At 38.9% G+C, this 25,041-nt stretch carries 23 protein-coding genes; 4 read left to right on the top strand and 19 right to left on the bottom strand.

Translation table 11 applies throughout. The features are described from left to right. Window positions 1-119: 119 nt before the first annotated feature. From A5888_RS16485 to A5888_RS16460, 6 genes are all read right to left on the bottom strand, one after another. Window positions 120-992, bottom strand: a complete 873-nt coding sequence (locus A5888_RS16485) for an ROK family protein (RefSeq protein ID WP_086350599.1) — start codon at window positions 990-992, stop codon at window positions 120-122. An 18-nt stretch (window positions 993-1,010) separates the two neighbouring features. Continuing rightward, window positions 1,011-2,477 carry a glycoside hydrolase family 32 protein gene (locus A5888_RS16480; protein ID WP_086350598.1) on the bottom strand — a complete coding sequence of 489 codons (1,467 nt, stop codon included), beginning with the start codon at window positions 2,475-2,477 and terminating at the stop codon, window positions 1,011-1,013. A gap of 19 nt (window positions 2,478-2,496) precedes the next feature. Further along, window positions 2,497-3,345: a carbohydrate ABC transporter permease gene (locus tag A5888_RS16475; RefSeq protein WP_339101726.1), complete on the bottom strand. Its 849-nt coding sequence runs from the start codon at window positions 3,343-3,345 to the stop codon at window positions 2,497-2,499. 2 nt (window positions 3,346-3,347) lie between these two features. Next, window positions 3,348-4,229 carry a carbohydrate ABC transporter permease gene (locus A5888_RS16470; RefSeq protein ID WP_422389754.1) on the bottom strand — a complete coding sequence of 294 codons (882 nt, stop codon included), beginning with the start codon at window positions 4,227-4,229 and terminating at the stop codon, window positions 3,348-3,350. A 51-nt stretch (window positions 4,230-4,280) separates the two neighbouring features. Next, the gene (locus A5888_RS16465; RefSeq protein WP_086350784.1) at window positions 4,281-5,591 is read right to left on the bottom strand and encodes an ABC transporter substrate-binding protein; all 1,311 of its coding nucleotides are present in this window, start codon (window positions 5,589-5,591) and stop codon (window positions 4,281-4,283) included. 123 nt (window positions 5,592-5,714) lie between these two features. Further along, window positions 5,715-6,695, bottom strand: coding sequence for a LacI family DNA-binding transcriptional regulator (locus A5888_RS16460; RefSeq protein ID WP_086350594.1), 981 nt, complete (start codon window positions 6,693-6,695; stop codon window positions 5,715-5,717). 129 nt (window positions 6,696-6,824) lie between these two features. On the opposite strand from A5888_RS16460, the gene A5888_RS16455 reads away from it, so the two are divergent. Next, complete coding sequence (locus tag A5888_RS16455) at window positions 6,825-7,709, top strand: LysR family transcriptional regulator (RefSeq protein ID WP_086350590.1); 885 nt, start codon at window positions 6,825-6,827, stop codon at window positions 7,707-7,709. A 393-nt stretch (window positions 7,710-8,102) separates the two neighbouring features. On the opposite strand, the gene A5888_RS16450 is transcribed toward A5888_RS16455, so the two are convergent. The 3 genes from A5888_RS16450 to tdc all read right to left on the bottom strand — a co-directional run bounded on the left by A5888_RS16450 (window position 8,103) and on the right by tdc (window position 11,706). Then, the gene (locus A5888_RS16450; protein ID WP_170924873.1) at window positions 8,103-8,270 is read right to left on the bottom strand and encodes a hypothetical protein; all 168 of its coding nucleotides are present in this window, start codon (window positions 8,268-8,270) and stop codon (window positions 8,103-8,105) included. 71 nt (window positions 8,271-8,341) lie between these two features. After that, a complete protein-coding gene (locus tag A5888_RS16445) occupies window positions 8,342-9,781 on the bottom strand; it encodes an amino acid permease (RefSeq protein ID WP_339101723.1) in 1,440 nt (479 codons plus the stop codon). A gap of 86 nt (window positions 9,782-9,867) precedes the next feature. Continuing rightward, the gene (tdc, locus tag A5888_RS16440; protein WP_086350596.1) at window positions 9,868-11,706 is read right to left on the bottom strand and encodes a tyrosine decarboxylase; all 1,839 of its coding nucleotides are present in this window, start codon (window positions 11,704-11,706) and stop codon (window positions 9,868-9,870) included. Window positions 11,707-12,217: 511 nt separating this feature from the next. Here tdc and A5888_RS16435 point away from each other — a divergent pair. Beyond that, on the top strand, window positions 12,218-13,636 hold the full coding sequence (locus A5888_RS16435) for a DNA-binding protein (RefSeq protein ID WP_086350593.1): 1,419 nt from the start codon (window positions 12,218-12,220) through the stop codon (window positions 13,634-13,636). Window positions 13,637-13,715: 79 nt separating this feature from the next. Here A5888_RS16435 and A5888_RS16430 read toward each other — a convergent pair whose 3' ends face one another. The 10 genes from A5888_RS16430 to A5888_RS16385 all read right to left on the bottom strand — a co-directional run bounded on the left by A5888_RS16430 (window position 13,716) and on the right by A5888_RS16385 (window position 22,662). Further along, on the bottom strand, window positions 13,716-14,165 hold the full coding sequence (locus A5888_RS16430) for a hypothetical protein (protein WP_086350592.1): 450 nt from the start codon (window positions 14,163-14,165) through the stop codon (window positions 13,716-13,718). Between the two features lie 249 nt (window positions 14,166-14,414). After that, a complete protein-coding gene (locus A5888_RS16425; protein ID WP_086350591.1) occupies window positions 14,415-15,593 on the bottom strand; it encodes a CHAP domain-containing protein in 1,179 nt (392 codons plus the stop codon). 510 nt (window positions 15,594-16,103) lie between these two features. After that, window positions 16,104-16,442 carry a DUF6547 family protein gene (locus A5888_RS16420; protein ID WP_339101719.1) on the bottom strand — a complete coding sequence of 113 codons (339 nt, stop codon included), beginning with the start codon at window positions 16,440-16,442 and terminating at the stop codon, window positions 16,104-16,106. Between the two features lie 1,251 nt (window positions 16,443-17,693). After that, window positions 17,694-18,536, bottom strand: coding sequence for an ABC transporter permease (locus tag A5888_RS16415; protein ID WP_086350588.1), 843 nt, complete (start codon window positions 18,534-18,536; stop codon window positions 17,694-17,696). A gap of 96 nt (window positions 18,537-18,632) precedes the next feature. Then, the gene (locus A5888_RS16410) at window positions 18,633-19,376 is read right to left on the bottom strand and encodes an ABC transporter ATP-binding protein (RefSeq protein WP_086350587.1); all 744 of its coding nucleotides are present in this window, start codon (window positions 19,374-19,376) and stop codon (window positions 18,633-18,635) included. Between the two features lie 125 nt (window positions 19,377-19,501). Further along, the gene (locus A5888_RS16405; RefSeq protein ID WP_086350586.1) at window positions 19,502-19,915 is read right to left on the bottom strand and encodes a DUF3021 family protein; all 414 of its coding nucleotides are present in this window, start codon (window positions 19,913-19,915) and stop codon (window positions 19,502-19,504) included. 1 nt (window position 19,916) lies between these two features. Next, window positions 19,917-20,360, bottom strand: a complete 444-nt coding sequence (locus A5888_RS16400; protein ID WP_086350585.1) for a LytTR family DNA-binding domain-containing protein — start codon at window positions 20,358-20,360, stop codon at window positions 19,917-19,919. Window positions 20,361-20,591: 231 nt separating this feature from the next. Then, window positions 20,592-20,747, bottom strand: coding sequence for a putative metal homeostasis protein (locus A5888_RS16395; protein WP_339101716.1), 156 nt, complete (start codon window positions 20,745-20,747; stop codon window positions 20,592-20,594). A 31-nt stretch (window positions 20,748-20,778) separates the two neighbouring features. After that, entirely contained in the window at window positions 20,779-21,048 is a 270-nt protein-coding gene (rpsN, locus tag A5888_RS16390) for a 30S ribosomal protein S14 (RefSeq protein WP_086350584.1), read from the bottom strand. Between the two features lie 309 nt (window positions 21,049-21,357). Beyond that, window positions 21,358-22,662 (bottom strand): PcsB-like coiled-coil domain-containing protein, encoded by a 1,305-nt coding sequence (locus A5888_RS16385; RefSeq protein WP_086350582.1) that lies wholly within the window; start codon window positions 22,660-22,662, stop codon window positions 21,358-21,360. Between the two features lie 649 nt (window positions 22,663-23,311). Between A5888_RS16385 and A5888_RS16380 the strand changes: the two genes are divergently transcribed. Further along, the gene (locus A5888_RS16380) at window positions 23,312-23,983 is read left to right on the top strand and encodes a hypothetical protein (RefSeq protein WP_086350581.1); all 672 of its coding nucleotides are present in this window, start codon (window positions 23,312-23,314) and stop codon (window positions 23,981-23,983) included. Continuing rightward, window positions 23,984-24,862 carry a sce7725 family protein gene (locus A5888_RS16375; protein WP_086350580.1) on the top strand — a complete coding sequence of 293 codons (879 nt, stop codon included), beginning with the start codon at window positions 23,984-23,986 and terminating at the stop codon, window positions 24,860-24,862. Window positions 24,863-25,041 lie beyond the last annotated feature (179 nt).

Raw genomic sequence — 25,041 nt, 5'->3', positions numbered from 1 at the left:
ACCCTCCTCTATCAAGTATAGCGGAGGGTGGTTCATTAGTGAAATATATATAATAGATAACCATGATAAGTAAAAGGTTATAAGGAGGTTCATTACTCATTGAGAAATGAACCACTCGCTTATAACAAATTCCTTTGATTTTTTGCCAGCGCAAGGCAACCGATCGTTCCTGCATCATTGCCTAGCTTTGGCTGTACAATATAGTTTTCCAGTGGTGGCGTCTTTACATAACCATTCATCAATTCTGCAAAGGCTTGATGAACTTGAGGCAATAAGCTCTGTTGCATTACTCCCCCACCAAAAATGATGATATCAGGCGAAAAGAGCAGCGTCGTCGTATAGGCACACTGAGCAAGGTATTCCGCTTCAATCTGCCAAAAAGGATCGTCGGAAGACAGCTCCTGCCCCTTTTTTCCTACTCGTTTCTCAATGGCCGGTCCAGCTGCCATCCCTTCCAAACAGCTTTTATGAAAAGGACAATTTCCTTCAAAAGAATCCTCTGAATGTCTGCGAACAAGCATATGTCCCATTTCCGGATGACTGAAGCCTTCAACAAAACGGCCATTTTGTAACGCGCCACCGCCTACACCTGTTCCGATTGTATAGTAAACGACACTAGCTAGACCTTGCCCTTTTCCACTAATATATTCCCCATAGCAAGCCGCATTGACGTCTGTCGTCCAGGCAATCGGAATCGCAAAATGTCGTTTCAATAGCCCGACAAAATCAACGTATTGCCAATCAAGCTTAGGTGTTGTAGTAATGTACCCATACTCAGCAGAATTAGGCTGGACATCAATAGGACCAAAGGAACCTACGCCTATACTTTTCAGCTCTTTTTTGTATTGATTGAAATAATCAATGACGGCAGCTATTGTTTTTTGCGGCGTCTCAGTTGGAAAGCTGACCTTCTCAATAATCTCTAATGCTGCATTCCCAACGGCACAGACAAATTTAGTTCCGCCAGCTTCGATCGCTCCATAAATCTCCATAGCTTTTACCTCCTCTTGTTATTGAATCTCGCCAATTTTAATTGATGTGAGCACTGCTCTGTCTGAGGCGGAAAGCATCAAATCATGTCCTTTAGATTTTTCGTAAAAGGTAAAACTCATGGCAGTCGAATCATTAAAGAACCATTCCATAGAGGATGTATCACGAACTATTTCCACTTTCAATTTCCCATCTACCAAAGGAACACGCATGCAGCGAAAATCATATGTTTCTTCTTCATTTCCACTAATTTTCCAGCCGGAGTTTTTGCGACTGACCGTGACCAGTGATTCCTCTGCGGAATAATGGAATTCCAGTGTATTTCCTCCGTGACCAAATAGGAGTGCAACTTCTTGTGCGTCATTCATCGCAATAGAAAGCGCTGCATAGGTCTGATCAGAAATGACCTTTTCAAGTATGATCGGTTGCTCGGAAAGCTCGAGATTTTCTTTTTGAAGCGTTATATCCAGTGATTGATAGAGTGTTTGAATAGGTCTTTGAAGAAGTCTATTTTTTTCGACGAAAAGCTCCCGAGGCAATGTCATTGAGCCAGACCATTTATGCCCTAAATCATGTGTCGGCATGGTTCGATGCCACATCTGCATCCAAGCAACCATGATTCTTTTGTCCTCTTTTCCTAGACAGGTTTGAGGTGCATAGAAATCAACTCCGTGATCGATTTCATGATGATTTTCTACTATGAAGCGTCCCGTTTGCCAATCAACCGCGCCAATGAATGCCACGGTAGAGCTGGTATTCCAATAAGACAGCCCTTTTTTATCCATTTCAATAGGTGAAAGAATCAGAACATCCTTTCCATCCAAATGAAATAAATCCGGACATTCCCACATCACACCCTGCTCGTCATCTCCCTCCAACAATACGGAAGAGAACTGCCACTCTAGAAGATCCTCCGACTCAAAAAGTAAAATCTGACCTCTGCTTTCAGCTGTTTTCGCAGCTACTACCGAATAAAAATGTCCTTCCCTTTGAAAGACTTTAGGGTCTCTAAAATCATCTATTTGTGCAACATCAGCGATATGTTCTTCTGCGATGATCGGATTTTGCGCATATTTCTTAAAAACAATCCCATCCTCCGATACCGCTAAACATTGGACTTGTCTTACCTGTTCTCCCACAACAGTGTGCCCTGTGTACATTAGATATAGCTTGCCGTCTTTCTCAATCGCACTTCCGGAAAAGCACCCATCCTTATCATAGCTTTCACCAGGTGCCAATGCGACCGGCAGCTCTTCCCAATGCAGCAAGTCTTTGGACTTTGCGTGACCCCAATGCATCGGCCCCCAGACACTATCATAAGGATAAAATTGGTAAAACAAATGATATTCTCCTCGAAAATAGATAAAACCATTCGGGTCATTGATCCATCCAACTGGTGCCATTAAATGAAAGTGATTGCGATACTCATCGACCACCTCCGTTCTTTTTTCCCGTATATATTGATTTGCCTTTTGTACAGCATCCATTTTTGCCTGCCTCCACTCTCTATTTTATCCCTGTTCCAGAACCACCCAGTCCTTGAAGAATATATTTTTGCGCCACGATATAGACAATAATCAATGGAATCGTTGATATCGTTAAAACAGCCATCACTTGATTGATATACACAGGCTGCGTCGTGTTGATCGTAGTGATAGCCACCTGCATTGAAAATTTACTTCTATCCGTAAGCACCATCAATGGCCAAATATAATCATTCCAACTGCTAATAAAGGAAAGTACCCCTACTGTTGCGATTGCCGGCTTTGACATAGGCAGCATCACTCGCAAGAAAATCGTCCAGATACTTGCTCCATCCAGCCTTGCTGATTCAATGATTTCTTCCGGTATTGCAATAAAAAAATTTCTAAATAAGTAAATATTGAAGACACTTGCCATTGCCGGCAGCACTACTGCTAATCTACTATTTACCAATCCCAACGAATTAACGATCGTAAACTGAGGGATCAATACCGTCTCCATAGGAATGATCAACAAAGCCAGTAAAAAGCCAAAGAGAAGTTTTTTTCCTTTAAAATTGATTTTCGCAAAAGCAAAACCGGCAAGGGAATTAACCACAATCGAACCAAAGGCAAAGGTTAACCCATAGAAAACACTATTGATGAGATACGTTCCGATACTAAATCGCTCAATAACCTCTTGATAGGTTTTAAACCAATTTGCCGGATTCAAGCTCGGTAAAAAGGCTTTGAAGGAGCTTAGATTCGTATAAACATCTGCTTCCGGTTTCATAGAAGAAACAATCATCCATAGCATAGGAAAGATAAATAGCGCTGCTAGCAGAAAGAGCAACAGATACTCAATAATCATTAATGGACCAATCTTTCGAGTCATCTTTAGTCATCCTCCTTCACAAGTTTTCTTTGCGCAATCGTTATCAGACCAATCATTGTTGTAAAAATAAGGGCAATAGAACTGGAATACCCCACCAGACGATCAGTAAATCCGGTCTGGTAAATATAATAAACCATCGTCATCGTTGACCCCATTGGCCCGCCTTGCGTCATGACCATCGGCTGAACGATCAGCTTGAATGCTGAAATCAGTGTCGTAAGTAAGACAAAAATTGCGGTTGGCTTCAGTAACGGCAAGGTGATATAGCGAAATTGCTGAAATTTTGAAAAACCATCAATCTCAGCTGCTTCATATACATCTTGAGGAATATTTTGCATTCCACCAAGAAAAAGCAGCATTTGATACCCGGCACCCTGCCAGGCAGAAACAAACACAATCGTATACATGGCTTGCTTAGGACTGGTTAAAAACGGCTGTGAGGCAATACCTATTTTGGCTAATAGCGTATTGATCAATCCCTCATTAGGATTCAACAGATATAACCATAAAATGGAAATCACCACGAGGGACATAACTACAGGAGCAAAGAAGGCTACTTTGAAAAACATATTCCCTTTTCTCTTCTTATTAATGATCAATGCCATCCCCAAAGCCGCTCCCAATTGTACAGGAATGATCCATAGAACAAATTTTGCAGTATTCCAAATGCTTTTAATAAAAACTGGATCTCCCAGTAACCGTTTAAAATTATCTAACCCGATAAATTGTCTCGCATCAGGCGTCAATAGGTAATAATCTGTAAATGCATAATAAAAGACCATTCCTACTGGGATAACAAGAAAAATAATCAATAGAATGAGCGCCGGAGACAAAAAGCTATAGCCCACGAGCGTTTCTTTTAAGCTTGATTTTTGCTGCACAATGGTTTCCCCTCTTTCTCAACTTTAGCCTTTTGTCTGACTGTTACTCTTAGGCTATTTCAATGAACTATCAATGGCTTGTTGCATTTCTGCTGCTCGTGCATCAACAATTTTTTGGATATCGGGATTTTCTTCATAGTAGCTGACATCCTGGATAGCTTGTTGAAAAGCTCTTGAAACTTGAGGATAAGCAACAACTACTGGTCTCGCATGACCGGATTGTTGATTTTGTTCCATTAGGATACGCATGCCATCAGAAACCTCATCCTTGATCAAATCAATGGTTGAATGGCGGATAGGCAGCACACTATTTCCCAAGCTGATGATTCGACTGGATTCGGTATTGGTTGCATATGTGATAAATGCCGCAGCGCCTTCTTTTTTCTCTGTATTTGCAGTCATTCCCAACTGCCAGCTGCCAGTCGGAGAAACTAACTCTTTGGTTGTATCAGAAACAGGATAAGGCAAGATCCCATACTCTACGTCTTGATAATTTTCAGCTAAATCAGCCATTGTCCACGAACCACTTAAAAGCATTGGATATTTTCCCGTTTCAAAGCCTTTTTCGATTGGACTGATCGTGGTATACTCCTTTTTCACCAGCTCTTGGATAAAGTTCAAAGCGGTGGCTGTTTTTTCATCATTAAAATATCCTTCTGCAATCTTGCCTGTCTCATCAACTAAATTGCCGCCATTCGACCAGACAAATGGAAGATATGCGTATGTCAGCATTTCATCGCCTGAAGCCAACTGTAGATCGATTGCCGGGGTTTGATACTTATCTTTCAACTTTTTACAAATCGCTTGAAACTCACTCCAAGTCCATGGCTTGTCTAGGGTTGGCAATTCACTCTCGGTAATTCCAGCTGCTTGAAACAGTTCTTTATTGTAATAAATACCGACACTGGATTCTGAAAAACCGAACGCGTAAAATTTCCCATCATATGTTCCTTGTTGAATAATACTGTCTAATACATCATCCATCTCAGCATCTTCTAGATAATCATCTAATGGCTCTAAAACGCCTGAATGAGCATAAGCAGCCGTATTCGGTCCGTCTAACGTGATAACATCTGGCAAGCTATTCGTAGTAATTGCTGCATTGACCTTATCCTCGTAACCACCTCCACTGCCGCTACGTGGAATGTATTCAGTGACTGCTTTAAACTTTCCATCATTTTCTTTATTGAAGCCCTCTACGATTTCTTGCCAGGCTTTCCCTTCCGGTGTCTCATCTGAAAATTGAACCCAAACCTTGATTTCTCCCGGATCACTACTACCAGACTTCTCCTTTGTACCACAGCCAACTATCCCACCTACCATCAACGCACACACACTTGCAATAAACATCAATTTTCGTTTCATTTTCAAAAAGCCCCTTCCTTTTTTGAAACGTTTCCAAAATAGTTTTTAAAAATTGGAAACGTTTCATTTCCTAGCTAAAGAATAGCACTGGAAACGTTTCCTGTCAATAAAAAAATCAACTGTTTAGTTGATTTTTTTACGGGTCGTGTTTCCCTCTATAAATTTGACTGGCAGAACGATCCGTTCCGGCGGATGCTTTTCTACTATCATTTTAATTAGCAACTCAACAGATTGTTGGGCCATTTCTGCTATTGGCTGAGCAAGAGTCGACAGTAAAAATTCTTGCTCTTGAGCCATTCGTATACCATCAAAGCCGATGATCTGATAATCTTTTGGCGCTGTTTTGCCCGCTCTTTTCAATGCCCTCATCACGTCCAGTGCCATAAAATCATTCACTGTAAAAATCCCATCAATAGCAGGATTTTCCATAAAAAATGTGTCCAGCTGCTGCTCAATATGTTCGATGGGCTCCAACATATCTAATGTCTTGGTTTCGATTCCTAAAGAGGCGCAGAAGCTTTTAAACCCCTCATTTCTGTTTTTAGTTTCATTGGGATATGGAGAGTTTCCACCAACATATGCCAGACATTTTGCTCCCCGACTCAACAGCTCTTGCGCTGCAATCTGACCTCCAACAAAATTATCTGAAGTCACATAAGCCACTTTTTCAGAGAAATGACGATCAATACTGACAAATGGCAGATTAGATGAAATGTACTGGTCAATATCAGAATAAGTGATTCCGATGATCCCATCCACCTTACTCTGCTTTAACATTTGAATGTATTCTTTCTCCTTCTCTGCACTCCCGTCCGCATTGCATAAAAACATTTTATAGTTTGCCTTACTTAGCGCTTCTTCAACGAAATAGGCAAACTCTGAAAAAAATGGATGCCAGATTTTAGGTAAGATAAGCGCGATGCTATTGCTTTTATTTGTTTTTAACCCTCTGGCGTATTCATCGGGTTCATAATTTAATTCTTTGATTGCCGCAAAAACCTTTTCTCTTGTGGAATCCTTTACCTTTACTCCATTTATCACGCGAGAAACAGTGCCTACACCTACTCCTGCCAGTGTTGCGACATCTTTCATCGTTGCTTTCATACTATTCCTCCTCTACTCCTTTACTATCATAGCAAATAAAATGAAACGATTCCAATTTATTTTACATTTTTACCTAAAAGAAGAAGATATGCTAAAATAAAGAAGAAGAATTTTAATAAGGAGGAGACTATGAATCTACGCCAGTTACGTATTTTCAAAGTAGTGGCTCAAACGGAAAATATGACCGAGGCTTCTAAGCTGCTCTACTTATCACAGCCTGCTGTTAGTCAGACGATTCATGAACTGGAAGAAGAGCTGCATATACCGTTATTCGATCGAAAGGGACGATCAATCAAACTGAATGCTGTCGGCCAGCTTTTTTTTACTCGTATCCATGCTTTTTTAGAGGAATATGAATCGCTGGAAGCTTTCGCAGATGGTATCAAAAACCTCCCCTTGAAAATCGGATCTACCATTACCATCGCCAATCAACGTCTACCTGAAATCCTGACTACCTATCACGCCGCCAACGACCAAGCAGAGATCACCATCGATACTGCAGAAAAAATTTTGCTGGCCTTAGCCAATCATGAGCTTGATTTGGCCTTGGTTGAAGGCGTCGTGAACCCACGAGCTTTTGATGCTATTCCCTTTGGTTCCTATGAGATGAAAATCATTGTCTCAAGAAAACATCCTTTCGCTAAACGGAGGACGATTAAAATCAGTGAGTTTCTTGAGCAACCACTTTTACTTCGTGATAAGAGCAGTGCAATCCGCCAGACCTTAGATAGCTGGCTGCTACTCCATCAGGTGCAAGCTCAGCCCTTTTTGACTAGTATCAACTCACAGGCACTGCTTGAATCTGTTCGTGGAAATCTTGGCATCACAGTACTTCCTGAATTATTGTTAGATAAATGCAGTCAGCAAGAAGATTTTGTTGCTTTACCGTTTAAAGAAGGAAAACTATTCAACAGCATGCAACTAGTGACTAATAAAGGACAACAAGCAACGCCACGCATTCAACAATTTTATGACATTGTAACAGGCGAAAATAAACCTACACTTTCGTTATAGTTCAAGTCAATCTATCATCAGTAACAAAAATAGTGTTTTCTATCTTATACGTTAGTTGATAGAAAACACTAAAAATTTGTACAGTCTATTTACTACATTTTCATTATATAAAAACAGACAGCTGTCCTTATCGTGACAAGGAGCAGCTGTCTGTCAATCTTTTTATTGAGTAAGAGTGTGAAACATAACGCAATATCACACTCCTTTTTTATATCTAAAATCGGATAAACGGTGGGACCTAAGGAACTTCTAAGCAATAAAAAATTGGACTTGATGGTCTCTCCTTCATTTTCTGATCAAGTTATCTTATTACCGAGAAAATTGATTTGTGCCATCCAGATCGTAACAGCATTAAGGACCCCTTACAATACGTTGACAGGTTGGGTTCTCAGACTATAAAATTTTGTACGTAACAAAATAACCATGAGATAGCTTTGATTTTGCTACCTGATCACAATACGGACAAACAATGGGCATCTTCTTCTTCACATGTCTATCGATCATCCTGACTTCTTCATACGTAAATTTTTTCCCGCATAACGGGCAGCTCATCTCGTTCATAAAATCAACTCCAACTACTTTTACTTATTGTTTTCTTGATGAAACAACGATTGATTTAGCAACAAAAAGAATCACTTCTCTTCTTTTTCCATCTGTTGCGCAACTTCACTTTCCCATTCCGGTTTTCTGATTTTTTCGATGCCCAATGGAATCAGGAACATGATACTGGTGATTCCTATGACTGCAATCAGATTGACCAAAGAACCTGCCTTTAGGGTCAACCCAACAGAAATAATGATCGTTGCAAATAGAATACCTACAGTCATCCAAACTGTAGCATTCCCTTGACTTCCCTTTTTACCGATCCTAAAAGGCCGCGCAAGCTCTGGTTTCAACTGACGCAATTTAAGCAAAGCGATTCCCATGATGATGTAGACGAGGCAATATAAAACGGTTGTTGCATTGACTAACATCAAAAAAGCTTGATTTACCCCGGGAATCAATAGATAGAAAAAGGCAAAAATAGAAATAATCGTTGATTGCGTCAGGATAACTGCTTTAGACACATCAAATTTATTCGTTTTCCAAAATCGAAACTTAGGTGGATAATACCCTTTTCTTGCGCTTGCCACCACTGTTTTGGCCGGACCTGAAGCCCATGCGGACAATTGTACAGCTACTCCAATGAAAACCAATAGACTAAATAGATTTACTATAAAATGTGGCAGTCCTAGTATCTGGCAATAGATAGTTATTGATTGAGCGATGTTGTTCAGTTCCATCTTTCCACTTGGAATCACGTTTGCTACAACAAAGGCATTCAATATATTTACAATAAAGAGGAAGATCAATGCTATAAAAATACCTTTTAGATACGTTTTAACTGGATTTTTCAAGCGAGTAATATAAACAGAAGACATTTCGATCCCTGTAAAAATAAACATGATCGGCGTAAAATACTGTAAGGATTTAGCCGTTGCCATATCTGGTATCAGCTTGTCCCATGAAAAATGACCAAGTGTACCCGTTGGCAGCAAACCAATTTTCATCCATGCAGCCACTCCCAATACCAACATGATTGCCAACGGCAGATACAACCCTAACCAGACACCAATTTTTCCGCCAAGCTTCGCCATATCAAATTTTAAGTTTAATAATGTGATTCCCCAGTAAACAATAAGGATCACGACGAGTGTGAATTTGCTGCTTAAGCCTAATGGGACATTATCAATAATATTGCCAAATAGAGGAGCCAATGCAGAAGCTACCATGACCATTCCCGGAAACATTTGAACCCACAACAACCAAGAAACCACAAAGCCCCATTTTTTTCCTAAAGAATTGGAAACCCAGAGCTCGGGTCCCCCTACTCCTGGAAACATTCCGGCAAATTCACCGGAAATCAGGGACACCGGAAATGCATAAAGCAGAACAGCAACAAGCATATAAAAGAGCATAGTCCAACCGGCAGCCGCAACATCCGGGATATTTCGTACACTTGCAACCAGGGCACAGGTCATCCCAATAAACGTCATTGTCGAGATCTGATTGGACGATTTAGTATTCGACATGATTCATTCCTTCTTTCTTATTATTTTGTAGAAATGAAGCAGCATTTGCTTCATTTCTACAAATCTATAGTCTATACGAGTATGCTTCATTCAATAATCTCATTCAGCTTGGCTTCCATTGCCTTTGTGATCGCTGCAGTATAAAAATCAAAGATTTTATCGTCTGTTAAGTATGGAGTCATGATTGCAGCTCTCAGTAAAGTCACTTGTTTTTCTTTTTGCCATTGCTCTACCTCTATCCCCATACTTTCAACAAATCTAACTGGTGAGTCTCCATAATCGGCTTGTGTGAAGGTTGTATGTGAAGTGATAAAACGATTCGTGTATACGTCTCCTTCTAAATAAGAAGAGTAGTCAAACATTTTTTCGTTCAATTCATTGATGGCTTTTAGATCTTTACACCCCTGTTCTTTGAACACCCAATCGACCATGTTAAAGTCCGGATGATTCAATGGATGAACTTCGATCGTCTTCCCCTTCACAGTAAATGTCAACCGACCAAGAAAATCTCTGAAGCGTTGTGCTGCTTCGATCGAAGCACCAATCAACTGGCCATATCCAGTGACATTGAGCGGCAACACACGATGAGCGGTCCAAACTGCAGCAGCTGTTGCCCCGGCTTTAGAACCTTCTAAAATATAGGCACCCAACATGTCTGGCGCTTTGACAGACTTTTCAAAGACATATGGCGCAAAATAGGAGATGATGTTCCGCATGTTTTTATGTTTGATGGCAATTCCTCCAGCAGCATAAGGGACATACCCCATCTTATGTGGATCAACAGTGATAGATTCTGCTTCTGAAATTGCCTTAAAGCCTTCATAAACATTTTTATCGATCACTACCGGATAATTGAATACTTCATGTTCAGCAAAAAGTGCAGTCAGCTGATCATATGGAATAAATTCCCCTGCTTCATTTAAAAATATAGAACGTGCATAACCACCATAAGCTGCATCCACATGCAAGTAGAAATAAATCCCCTTTTTACGTAGACGTTCTCGCAAGGCTACGACCTCATGTACGCTATCGACCTGACCTTCTTCAGTCGTCCCAACTACAGCAACAACACCCAAGATCGGGATTTTTTTACTTGTCAGTTCGCGGATTTTTTCTTCTAGTGCTTTCGTATCCATCCGATAATTTTCCTGTACTGGCACAGCAACCATTTGCTCAAGACCAATGCCGCAAATATCTAGCGCTTTGACCCATGAATAGTGCTTGGTTTGAGGGACGAGCCATTTTCCTAACTCTTGAATGTGTCTGCCGCTTCTTGAAGAAGCTGCTTTTACCTTGTCCAGCTCTTCGTCACTGAATGTCTCTACCAAAGAAAGAATTTCCTCCACAGACATATTCAACAATTCCCAGTCAGATTTTCCAGCTACCTTGTCAGGCAACACTTCTTTTGCAGCCAATGGGATCGATTTGATACAGCGGGCATACCATAATCCTTCCAGATTGGCGATAGAACCATCTGCAGTAATATGGCCCCAACCATCTTCCAAGCTAAACAACTCAGCGAAATCTTGACCTACCTCAGCTTCCATCTGAGAAGTCGCCATAGAAGATTCCAAAGCGACATTATTAGGATTCCACAACATTGCATAGTTGTACGCCAATAAAGAAGGCATCAGCGTTTCTGTATTCATTTGTCCCCAATAGCGACCAGCAGAATGCCAAGGAATAGAACCCGCGCGCATTCGTTGCCCGACTTCTTCTAATACCTCCAGCATATGTTCTCTTGTTGCTTTGTATTTTGGTGTCTCTTTGTCTTCTACACGAATAGCCTCCATATCAGAAGGTACATAATTTTCGCGCCATCCTAAGTGTTCACTGACCATTTTATTCAGCAGTTCTTTATATTCTTCTCCGTTTTCAGCTTTATCGCCAATAAATAGTGCTTTAATATCCATATCTTTACCCATTGTTTCTTCCCTCCAAGTTATTTTTGTGTCGGCCAACACTTGGTTACGAAAAGCGTCACTGCTGCTTCCGTATCACAGGAATAACTATACAACAGGAAAATCAGAAAATTTTTTTTATAACATAGGTGAAATTCAGCAAAATTCAACCAAAAAAAAGAAATGCATGATTTTTCAGAAAATTTCAGAAAAAGAACGAAAATTATTTTCTGGTTTGTCCGAGTATTTTAACGAAAAATACTTGAAAAAAGAGAATTATTGCTTTTAGTTTTTTGATAAAAAACGAACATTACAAATTTCTGTACCATTTTCATCCACCTTCAAAAGAAAAATACCTGCTTCATGTTTTCTTACTCACAAGGAACTTTCTAGTTATTTCGCCATAACTTCCTTTTTAATAACAAAATAAACTATGTATTTCTTTCTAATTGAATCTTATTTGATGATTTTTCCCACCATCCATGGCATAATACTTTTGATATTGTTCATCTATAAACAAGACGGAGGGATTTGAATGATCGAAGAATATATCGAAAAAAATATCCTGCGCCAGCTTTTTTTATGTGAGCAATTCTATACAAAAAAGGAATTGGATCTGGCGCTCTTTGCTGAACTGCTCGGCGTATGTAAAACAACCTTACTCAATGATATCAATTGCCTAAAAAAAGAGCTGGTAGAGGATATCATCCAAGCCAAACGCAAAAAAGATACCTATTCTATTTATTTTATTCCTACAATACCCTTGTATCAGCTTCTTCAAAAATTGGCTGCTCATTCGCTTTTTTTAAGAACCTGTGAGCTGTTTTTAAACGGAGATACTGACTATATCAAGCTGACCGAAGCTGAGTTCATCTCTGTCAGCAAAGCTTATAGTCTAAAAAAACAAGTATTAGACTTTCTTACCAATTGCGGTGTCTCTATTGAAAACCATACCCCTTTATTTACTGAAATAGAGCATCGGCTCTTGCAATTGACACTCTCTTTACGTCTTGGCTGGCGAGCAAAACTCCCTCAGCCTGATGCAATCCATGCTTTTGAACAGTTCATTGACCATCTAAATAGTCGTTGTGACAGAATCTATGATGAAGAAAATCTGGAAATCCTGCGTTTAGGATTCTTCATCAGTATGACAAGAAAAAATACAGCTCTTGGTTTTACACCAAAATTTGCCAAATATCTGGCAGAACGACCTGTTTGGCACTACATACAAGAAGCGTGGCAACAGACTGAGTTGAAAAACTATGTAAGCGAAAACGAGCTGTTATTTTTGGGTGCAGTCGTCAATTACTGTGATTATTCCTTCTCAAATTTCCATTTGTTAGAAGAGGACTTTCAGCGGCTTCATCAAGCCTTTATTGTTGAAAACGAAGATGTAAGACTGCTGATCGATCAGCTTGAACAGCATTTCCAACAAGCTTTTTTAGGAAATAAAGCTTTTGAAAGGGCGCTGATTCATCTCATCCGTTCAGCATGGGACAACTACCAACTTTTTATTCCCGGAAAACCGCATATTTTGACTCCTTGCCAGGTCAAATTATATAGGGAATTGGACGACTTGATCTCGGCTTGGACAAAACAGTTACCTTATGACCTAGCAATCAATCCTAGCTTTTTACGTCGTTTTACTCTCGAAATAAGCGGAATCCTTCGGCTTGATCGGACGCACTTACAGACCTATATCGTGACAGACTCTGATGTGAAATACCTGCTTTATAAAGAGACGCTGGAAGCTGTCAGCACTTGTCATGTCCATATCAGCCCAACAATATACAAAGAATTGACCACTGACGTACAAGCTCTAACCGCCTCCCAAAACACTCGTGTATTGTGCGAACACGCCCTATTGACACCCGATTCACTGACGAAAGAACGTATTATTCCTATTTCGATCGAAACGTTGGAAACGTCTATTCAACAACTTGTTCAACCATAAAAGAGTCCTCTTCGAAAGCCGCATGGTAACGAGCTTTCGAAGAGGACTCTGTTTGTATTCAATTTCCGTACTTTTCTTTTTACAGCCAACTCAGGCTCCTGAACTCTTCAATGGTGAGTCCATACGTGTCCAATGACTCTCTCAATTCCAGCTTCAAATCACAGATACTAGTCCCTTCTCGAATAAGCACATCAATACCACTGGGTGTCACTAAGGATTTTTCAAAACGAATAATCAAAATGTTCTCTTCCATTGCTACAATGCTCCAGTAGCTGCTTAGTACGACTAGAACGCCTTCACCACGCCATTTAAAGTTTTTTCCATTTTCAACTGCACTATCCACACCCTTGATTACTTTCGTTTTCCCCTTTCGATTCCGATATTCTACTCTATCAGATAGCGTCACGGGTTCAGTAGCCAGTAAACCGTAAGTGATGGAAGGATTTTTGCGTTTTTCGGACAGCCACATGGGAAAGTTTGTTGCTTGAATCAGCCAGCGCCCCGGTAACTGTTCATACCATTCTTTCATGAAAAGCTCCCCTTTCTCCTCTACTATAAGAGAGAGCTTCCTGATTCACAACGGATAAGCACCATCAACATGAAACAGAACTAGGTAGGTATAAAAAAGTAGAGTCATTCCTACCTAGTCAGAAAAAATTTGGAAATCAATTTCGCGTATAACAAGAATCATGGGTACACTTTTCGTAGATTTTTTCTTATTACTTGAAACATAGTCCTTCTGGTTGTAAATAAATCATCTACTGATCTCTTCTTTTATTTACGGAATAGCAACGACATTTTTGGAATAGTGAAAATCACTGATCAATGTTTTATCATCTGCAGTAATGTACCGAGACAGTACATTGATACGTTTTCCTTTAGCACCGGTTGGAATTGGAATCGTGAGATCAAACCCACTTTTCTCAGCCAAAGCAATAGCAGGAAAAGCATTTGCTACATCTGGTCGAGACGTACGAGTTATCACGGTTCTTGAGATTTCTTTCCCCGTATCTGCATTCATAATAAAAATGTAGCTCTTTAGCCCCTCAGTTACTTTTGTATCAACATGCCAGCCCTCTAAGCGAACATTTCCATCTTTAACAGTGATACTATTACGTCCATCTGTTTGATTACCAGGAACTGATACAACGTTGTCTGTAAAGTGCTTATCACTGATTACAGTTTTATCATCTGCAGTAATGTATCGAGATAAGACATAGATTTTTTTCCCTCTTGCTCCTGCCGGGATTCCAACAGTGATATCAAACCCACTATTTCCTGACTCCGGAATGTTAGGGTATATTTTACCTACATCCGGTCTTGCTGTCCGAGTGATTTGGTATCTCGCTATTTCAGCTTTGGTATCAGCATTCATGATAAAAACATAGCTTTTCAAGCCTGCTTTTAACCGACTATCAATATGCCAGCCTTCTAAATGAATTTTTCCTTTACTGATTGAAATACTATTACGCCCATCTGTTTTTGTTGTTGTTGGGTTTTTAAAGCTATTCCCCGGTGCATGAAGAATACATTTAACAGTACGGCTAGCTGAAAGGCCAACATAATTGCTTCCGTTGTAACTGTAAGTAACTCGCCCATTGTTTGAGCCATTTTGTTCTACCGCATAGATGATACCCTTCTCCGTGTCAGTATAATCAACAACTGATACGTGTCCATACTGACCACCAGTTTCGATAACTAAATCTCCGGGTACCGGAATATACTTAGAGCCCGGGTTATATCTAGTTAATCCTGGTGAGCCTTCAGGAATATATTGTGCTCCGCCATTTCCTGCTGCATACACTCTTGGCCAACCTTTGTTAGGGTATAACCTTTGCTGTGGCAATTCAACACACTGGTAATAGGTGCCATAATTTCCTCCATTCGAATATACTGCTTCCCCTTTTCCCTGTAACCATTGAGAGCCTGAAATTAAAACTGATCCTTCTACTGCCATCTTACTTCACCTTTTTCTATTTTATTCTCAATCACATACTTCAAATCGATTGAGTAAACAAAGTATAAGCAATAAAAGGCCCCTCATCCTTTCAACTCTCTCCCAATAAACCTTCATTTCACTTTCATAGAGTCTTATGCATCTTTTCCCTATATGACAACATTTTTAGTTCTTTTAACAGCCTGAATCCTTTCTATTCTCTAGTATCCTGACTTTTTATCGGTGCCTCTAAAAGTTTGTCAGTCTTTCTGAATACCAGAACCGCTCCTAATAACTATATCTATCCAAAAATTGATATACACATATAATTTTCTTCACCGCTATATCCGGCATCTACTCCACTGTACTCTGGTAGCTTATTGTGTTGTTCTAGATAAAAAAACTTCAGAACTATTCGTTCGGAAGCTTTTTACTTGATTCTGTGTTCTATCTGTTTTTGAATGACTCCTTTTAAATCAAATTGCTTTACTTATCCGATCACTATTCATAACCACTATTAAGTATAATCCATTACCGAGATAGTGCATCCGGCCATGAATCCCCATTTAATCTGGAAACATAATCATAGTGTAATTCTGTTCCAAATGGTTCTTTCGGAATTTCTATCTCATTTTTTATAAAAACCAACTCTTCCAAGTTTTGCATATCACTTAAGTACACTAATAAATCATGGATTCCTCCTATTCTTTGTTCATTTAACAATTCAAAAAAATCGTCTAATTCTTCCGGAGTAAGCTTGTCAAAAAAAGAAGCCTTTTTATTTTTAATTGCTTTTTGATAGTTTCGTTGACTTATATTAACTATGCCGTCAATAAAGTCCTTATACATCTCTAAATCATTTTTTTTCATGAATAAACCTCTTCTCACTGAGAATTCAACTAATCGTTTTTGATTTTAGATTACATTATTGGTTCTGGCTATTTACCCTTTTTGAGAGTTTCTATTTCTAATAAGACACTACTGTCTCTTATTAGAAATACTGCATAAAATATTTCGATGCCCAAAATCCATAGAAACACGAAAGCAAGACTAAAAATAATTCCAAAAAAACCCAAGTTTTCACCGAAACTAATAGTACTAACATTACTATTAGTGAGAAGAAAGCAAGAAATGAAAGTGAGTATAATCTAAAAATATATCTAGGATTTCTTTCGAATTTCATCTCATTTTTTGTGTATAACAACCAACCTAAAATTCCAAATCGTATTACAACAGCCTTTTTACTTAGGTTTCTTTTCACTGTTTTTCCCCCTTTATCTTTTCTGTTATGATTATGAAGCTTTTCTGAGAGTGCTCTCTTTGTTAATATAGTAGAACCTTCTCTACATCACCACTGAATATATCTGTGAATTTTTCTCTATATAATCATCGTATATCTTTTTCACTTTTTTTGCATCAAAATATTTATTCGCTTCATATTTATCGCTACTATTCTAATCCACTCATATGCTGCAAGCATTGATATTATCCATATAGCAGAACCCTTACCAACTCGTAAGCATCACTACATCGATTGTAAGTTTGATTGGCAAACGATGAATGGTATGATTTATTTATCAAATAAAGAAAGAGGTTGTTTACCTATGGATACTCCAACTATTGTTAGTTTCGTAATGCTTATTTCAACACTTTATTGTGCGCTTTCGAAAAAGAAATCAAAGACAGTCTATTTTATTCCGATCCTTTGCAGCACGGCTCTAATTATCTATAATATTTCAAAAAATCCGAATCCTTTATCTTCCACAATGATTATTGCCGGGGTTGCCGGAGCTCTGATTTTAAGCTTTTTCCTTTGCGGCATTCTCTATTTTTTAAGAAGAGCATCCAAAAGTTTAAATACGAACACCAAGTAATCACATAATGAAGCTTACATTTCTATACAGCGTGTGCAAAACTTTCGTTAATTTTTTTCATAAAGATACCTCCTAAACTTTTTGATGTGGTGGTCGGGAAACCAACATCATCTTAACCGTTTAGGAGTTTTTTAATTACCACGCCGGAATCTATTCGGTTCCTAGCGTAACTAGGAGTTTTTTGACCAAAAAAACAGCTATCAAGAAATTTCTCAATAGCTGTTCAGACTCATTCATTTTTATTATTTTATCGTTTCATTTCAATTCTTTTTACATTCCAAAGAGCGATGCCTAAAAATACAAGACTAGATACAATAAGGATCAACACTGGCACAAGGATTTCATGTTGGTAGTTCATCACGATGCCCAACTCTTCTTTGATTGCTTGTACGGCCTCTGAGTTTTCTGATGCAAATGCATTTTCAGTCAATACACGGCGAATCAACACAACACCACTTGTTAATGGGAAATATTGAATCACATTTTGTGTTGCCTCCGGTAAGCTGCCAATCGGCACATAACAGCCTGTTAGGAACCCAAGCAATGGACCAATGATTGACGTCATTGTTGAGAACGTGTCTATACGACGGAAGAAGCTAGCTACAAAAAACATAAATGAAGAAGAACAAAATACTGTTAAGATCCCAGCAAGAGCTAACAAGCCAAAGTTCGGCAACGACAAGAAGGCTCCATCTGAAAGAAAGACGATGTACAATTCAGAAACAATGATGACTGCTAACGTAATGATTGTTGAAATCAAGAAGGTACTGAAAAAGTAACCCAGCATGATTTTACTTTTAGAAACCGGTGAAATCATGAAATCTGTATAAACATTACGCTCCTTATCACGAATCAATTGACTCACTGAGCCTAGAGTCGAACTAGCTGAAGCAATTCCGATAACCCCTGCCAACATCCATGTATCAATAACTAGCTGTGGATTTGATAGCATAGATAATTGATTGACTAAGCTATCCCCCAATAAAAAGACATATAAGCCGATCATAATCAATGCGCCTATAAATGACCCCACAACCGCCTGTTTATTTTTGAAAAACAATAATAACCCTCTATATACTAATGCATTCATGATAAAAACTCCTTCTCTTTTTTGTGAGAACTGCTCAAGTCATTGATCAGTTCTTTCTTTTTGGTGGTCCGATGTCCGCTACTTCTAGGTTCTTATTTATGCCATTGCGGGCATTCCTTTATCAACAATGGCTAAAAATACGTCCTCTAATGTCGAGCAATTATAGGTTGCTTTCAATTGTTCCGGTGCATCGCAGGCAACAATCTGTCCTGCTGAAAGCATTAAGATGTTATCTGAATCTCTGGCTTCCTCCATATAATGTGTGGTCAAAACAACGGTCATTTTATATTTCTCTTTTAATTGATGAACCAATCGCCACATATCGGCACGAGAAGCAATGTCCAGTCCTGTTGTTGGTTCATCGAGGAACAATAGCTTCGGTGTGTTTAGTAAGGCTCTGGCAATATCGACCTTCCGTCTCTCTCCACCTGATAGAACACCGTAGCGTTTGTTCAAAAGATGACTTCCTTGTACATCTGCCAATTTTTCTGTTGCCAGTTTTCTCGCAGCTTTCCAATTGTTGGTATAGAAGTACGCTCTCATGACCAAGTTATCTTTGACTGACAGTTCTGAATCCAATATACTGTTTTGAAAAACAACGGAGATCAGTGATTTATGTTCCGTGGAATCTGAATCCAATAGTTTACCATCCAATAATATCTCACCTGCATCAGCTTTTGTTAGCCCCAGAATCAATGAAATCAAAGTTGATTTACCGGCACCGTTCGGACCGAGAATCGAGAACAGCTCCCCATCGTTGATTGAAAAGGTGATTGCTTCCAGCACCTGTTGACCGTCATATTGTTTCGCTAAGTTCATTACTTTTACTAATTCATTCATTATAATTTTCTCCTTCGTGTTGTTGATAAATCAACTATAACGGATAGTTTTTACTGAAACAATGGGCTTTTCCCAAGTGGTCGAAATACGAAACTAAGATGCAAAAAAACCGAGATAAGTGTCACTTAAGACTTATCTCGGTTTCTTTTTTGAATGAATTGATTGATCTCATCGGCTTCTTTTTTATCATTGTTATACATCACAAATCGAATGAAAGCATAAATGATCAAGACGACCACATAGTTCATCAACAATCCCCATATATCCAGTTCCCACTGAAGAAGAACATTACAAACAGCGATCTGGAAAAAGATAATGAACAGATACAACAGCTGATTGAAAATCAAGCGTCTATTTGAATATTTTCCATTATCATTGAGCAAGAAATGCAACCCACCGGAAACTGCTGAGATTAGCAGCATGACTTCCAGCACATCGTGTGCGACATCATTTTGAAGAACCAGATTGATTGCAATCAAGGTTGTAAATATCAATGAGGTCAGACGAAATGCTTCTTTTAAATACTTTTTGACTTCCATATCACCGCTCCATTCCTAGCCCTTTTTTTAACGCTGGAACATATTTCCTAGAGATTGCTACCCGTTCACCATTCATCAGAAGTGCTTCAAAACGTCCACTTAATAATGGGGAGATGGCCTTGATTCCTTCCACATTCAGCAGCATCGACTTTGATACGCGAATAAAGTCGAAAGGCGTCAGTTTTTCTTCAAGCTGATACAGCTTATCGGCACTTTGATATACCAACTTTTCAGTATAAATAAAGCTTTTCTTATCCACAACTTCTATATAAAAAATATCTGCAAACGGCACCTTATACATTGCATTTTCTGCTTCACCGATCAAAAAGAGCTCATCCTCTTTTAAAATTCCAATGACCTTCTCGATCGTCGGTGACAGCTGATGGATTTTAAACGCTGCTTGCTCATCGGCTTTTGAATCTATGATTTCGATCGTTGTCTTCACACTATTTTCCTTTCCTGTCCAGTACTTCGTTGGTTTTATTATAGCATAGCCAAAAAACCTTAATTCTCTTACCCAATACATGTATTTTAAAAGATACGGTATACTCATAACATAAATTATTAAAGGAGTTGAAAGGTTGTACCCCTCAACTCCCTTTTATAATAGCATAATCAGAAAATGAAAAAAAACCATTATTGCCATTTTGTATCTCCCAAAATAACAGAAAACAACCTAATTCATAAAAATAATTTTCTTCTGCTTACTTCGTTTATATTCTTTAATAACTTTAAGCGCCCGCTTTCGTGTTTTGATATTGGGGCTTTTCAGCCTACGGTAGGCACTGGACAAATCTGTTTTTTTCCATATGGAACCTCCTATTAAATACATTTCTATACTCTCTAAAAGCCAGTTGTTATTGTTACCAACTGGCCTTTTTTACGCCTGGGATCAACCCTTGATGGGCTAATTCACGAAATTTGATGCGAGACATACCGAATTTCCGCATATAGCCACGCGGACGACCATCCGTCCTGTCACGATACTTCAGACGATTTGGATTTGAGTCTTTTGGTAGTTTCGCCAAAGCCTCACGATTGCCACTACGCTTCAGTTCTATTCTTATAGAAGCATATTGATCGATCAGTTCTTTTTGTCTGTTTGCTTTAGCAATTTTCGATTGTTTTGCCATGGTCACTTTCCTTTCTTCTCTTATTGATTTTATGATCAGCTGCACAAAACGTAATTATTACGTTTTAAAAGAAATTAAGTTTATCAAGATTTAAGAAAAATGTCAAGAGTAACCATTTTCCCTTAGGCCGCCTGTTCTATTTATAAAAAGTAATCCAGAAAAACGAAGATTCTTCTTAGAATAGAACTATCTGTTAATAATATAACTATGTATACTCCTTTCAGTAATGACCTTAATGCAACATATTATTTTTAGACAATAAAAAAAGCAGATCCTCAAAGGAATCTGCTTTTCAATATCTTATTAAAATTATGCTGAATGTCCAACAATCACGTCTCCGCTATAGCCAAAGCCTACGCGAGTTGTTGCTGGATTGATTTCCCAATCACGGTGACCACTACCTGTAGCAGTTGTCATACCTGTTTCATTGTACCAAGCCATGATAACTGAATTACCGGCTCCCCACATCATTGCGATTACTTCATCGCCACGAGACCAGTGATCAGAAGGAATTTGCCAGCCGTTACTATTAATTGTAGCGGCACGTGCTGCAGCTGTTGCTGCAAGTCCAGCATCCCAGCTTACTGGATTCAAGCCAAGTGATGTACGTAAAGAATTCAACGCATTCAATGTTACATCGGAGGATGTAGAAGGAGTTCCCGTACTACCGCCTGCTGAACCACCTGTATTTCCAGTTCCAGTGTTATTATTTGATGATGAGCCTGTCCCTGAACCAGTTTCCGGTGCAGTTGATTGCTCAGTATTTTGTGTTGTATCAGCTACTGGTGTTGTATCAGCAACCTCAGAACTTGGTGCTGTTTCAGATGAAGCACTGCTTGACGCTTGTGCTTCCTGAGCTGCTTTTTCTTGAGCAACTTTCTCTTGTGCTGCTTTTTCAGCTGCTGCCTTTTGTTCTGCTGCGATACGTGCTTGCTCTGCTTCAGCTGCTGCTTTTTGTTGTTCCAATACTGCTTTTGAGCCTTCCGCATTTTCTTGCTCTAGTTCTAAAGAAGTTTTTAATACAGTTAAATCAGCTTGCTTAGAAACAAGGTCTTGTTTCTTCACTTCTAATTCAGCTTTAGTATCTTCAATTTCTTGTAATTTTTCTTCATTTTCAGCTTGTTTCGCTACAACAGATTCTTTGTCTGCTTTTTGCTGATTGACCAAATCATTGTTTGCATTCACGATTGTTGACACAGCATAGATACGACCGATTGCATCTGAAAATGATTCAGCATTCAGTACTGCATCCATGATCGTTGTACTTTGACCATTCACCTGTACGTCACGCGCTTGATTCGTGATTGCTTCAGAACGTTTTTCAATACGTTGGTTTAAGTCTTCTATCTCTTGTTTCAGCTCAGCTGATTTTGTTTCCAAAGCTGTTTGTTGGTCTTTTAATTCCTGACCTTCATCAAGAATATCTGTAATAGTAGACTCTAAAGAAGCGATTTGTGTTTGAACATCACTTTGTTGGTCTTTTAAATTCGAAATTTCACTGTTTTTTTGTTGAATCTTTTCATCAATGCTTTCTGCAAAAGCTGTTGCTGGAATTACTATAGTTGTAAGTGCCAATGAACATAACAGTAATGATGCAAATATGCGTTTCTTCACTCTTAATTCCTCCGACTGATTTTTTCCATTTTTTATTTAATCAAAAAATTAATCCTTTTTTAACGACAAACTGATTTTAACATACTCATATTTCATTTGAACCAAAGAAGTATTACAAGAATATTTCATATTTCTTCTGAAAATTCCGATTGTAATTTTTAAAACTTTCCATTTCGATAAAAGACAGACGTTACCTTTGTTGCTGCTTCGCTCTTTGTCTGTTCTTCAAAAAATAAATTTAACTTTTCGCCTAGTTTGCTTTGTTACAAACTTTTCAACTTTTCACTCAAAAGAAATATGCTGCTCATTATTTCACACTATAACCACTCCCAATAAAAAAAGAAACTGACTTAATTTAGTGGGCTAGTATCAGTAGGTTAATGCCTAAAATCACTTTTGTTTTAAAGATACGTTAAGCATCATACCATGACTTGCACTTTAAGACAACGAGAAACAGCTTAACGGTTTTCTAAAAACTGCTTGGAACTAGTTGAAACATATGGATTATTTATATAAAAAGAGGGCCATTTACCTGTATTTTAGAAAAATATTTATCCTTAAATATCCATAAACCCTCTTCACATACCCGAACATATGTTTTATAGTAGAGAAACAACTGAAGAAATATTTAAAGCTAAAGGAGACTGTCATGAAAACTTCGTTGACGATCCAAATGGAGGAAGCACTTTATTATTACTGCCGTGAGAATGGCGATATTGTGATTGAAGAGGTCGGGATGCCTGATGATCAAGGAATTGTTGATACGTTAGGTTGCCGACTATTACCTGACAATCAATTCGAATGGCGCTGTTACGAACTGAAGGTCAGTAAAGCGGATTTTCGTTCAAAAGCCAAGCTTTCCTTTGTTGGCCACTACAACTATTTTGTTCTGCCCGAAGCCTTGTTTGAAAAAGTAAGGGAAGAAATTCCTTCACATATTGGCGTGATGGTTTATCATCAATATCTTTCACCCGAGGAGCAGGCACTTCCAGGCTATTTTACGATAGATAAAAAACCACAAAAGCAAGAGCTGCTCGTCAATGAGCAAGCGTTGATTTTTCGTTTGATCGGTGCTCAGGCCCGCGAAGTCGGAAAAGCTAAGCAAACAGCACGCGGACTGCGTGTTTTCTCAACAGACCAAATTTATAAAGAACTGAAAAAGCGCCAACCAGATTACGACTTATTCGGTGGAGGAGTCAATTTTTATGACCGTTTTATAGAGGAGCTGCAAGAGCAAGCAGTCGAAGCATTGAAGGATGAGCTTGAAGCCACACGTGCGGCCTATTTTGAGTTAGAGCAACGCCTATTGGAGGATGAATAAATGTACTATCCTTATTTCAGAGGGAAGCAATATGACCTCTTTGCATTGACGGCACTTCTGGAAAACGACCTTCTTTCATCTGCTGTTCAGCCGATCATTGAACCAGTGAAGAATTCGAATGCCTTAAAGAAATTTATCAGCCTGTCGCAACAAAAGAAGCAGCCGTTCTATTTGATTCAAAATCCCCAATCCGGAGACTTCCTAACGGCGGATGGACTACAGCAACTAAAAGAACTTCCGCTAACAAAAGCAATGATCATCGAACAGCCCATAGAAACGTTGACTGAATCACCAGAAATGTTCATCGTTGGTCATTCTTCTGTTCCTGCTTTGGAAAGCGATTGGCAAGGCAACCAAGTGAAGGTCCTTGTTCCAGAAGAATTCCGCTTGCTGCGAAAAATCGAGGGAGCAAAAATCCTTTCACAGGATGTGTTTACTCGACTGCCCAAATCTCGCTTCTATCAGGAATGCCCGGATGAGCTTTTCTCTACTGCTCATCTGACCTTTCAAAAGAGGGATTTTGTCGGTTTTAGTGATTTTTCTATCGATAGCCGTATCTATTATGAGCACAGCTACCCGTCAAAATTCCTTAGCCTACATCTTGTTTATTTTGAAGAGACTAACTTGAGAATCCATCACTTCCTTTCCAGTGAAGAAGCACCTTCGCAAAAAGAGAAATTTTTTGAGTTGATGACTGAAATCATGGTTTGGGAAAAGCAGCTATGCGGCAATCAAGTGACCTTAGGTATTCAACTTTTGTTAGAGGCAGCAGCCAAAGATAAATTTCCTGGGATGGGCGTTATGCGTAAAGCCGCTGTCATGCATCATATGGAGTTGATGTCGCGTTATCTGAACAAAAGAAAGAGAGAAGTTTTTTGATTCCGAAAAACTTTTTTCTTTCTTTTTGTCTCTGTCATTCTCTTACTTGATTGCCTTTTTATTTATTTCTCTACAGGTAAGTTTTTGTCTTATTATTGACTTTGCAAGCGCATTCTTACGATGGTACACTAATCACGAATCAGGCATAACTATATGACTGAAATTATTTTTAGGAGGAA

It is taken from the genome of Enterococcus sp. 9E7_DIV0242, from assembly GCF_002140975.2.
GTDB lineage: Bacteria > Bacillota > Bacilli > Lactobacillales > Enterococcaceae > Enterococcus_L > Enterococcus_L clewellii.
The sequence above is the reverse complement of the archived record's forward strand: the minus strand, read 5'-3'. Positions and strand labels throughout refer to the sequence as shown.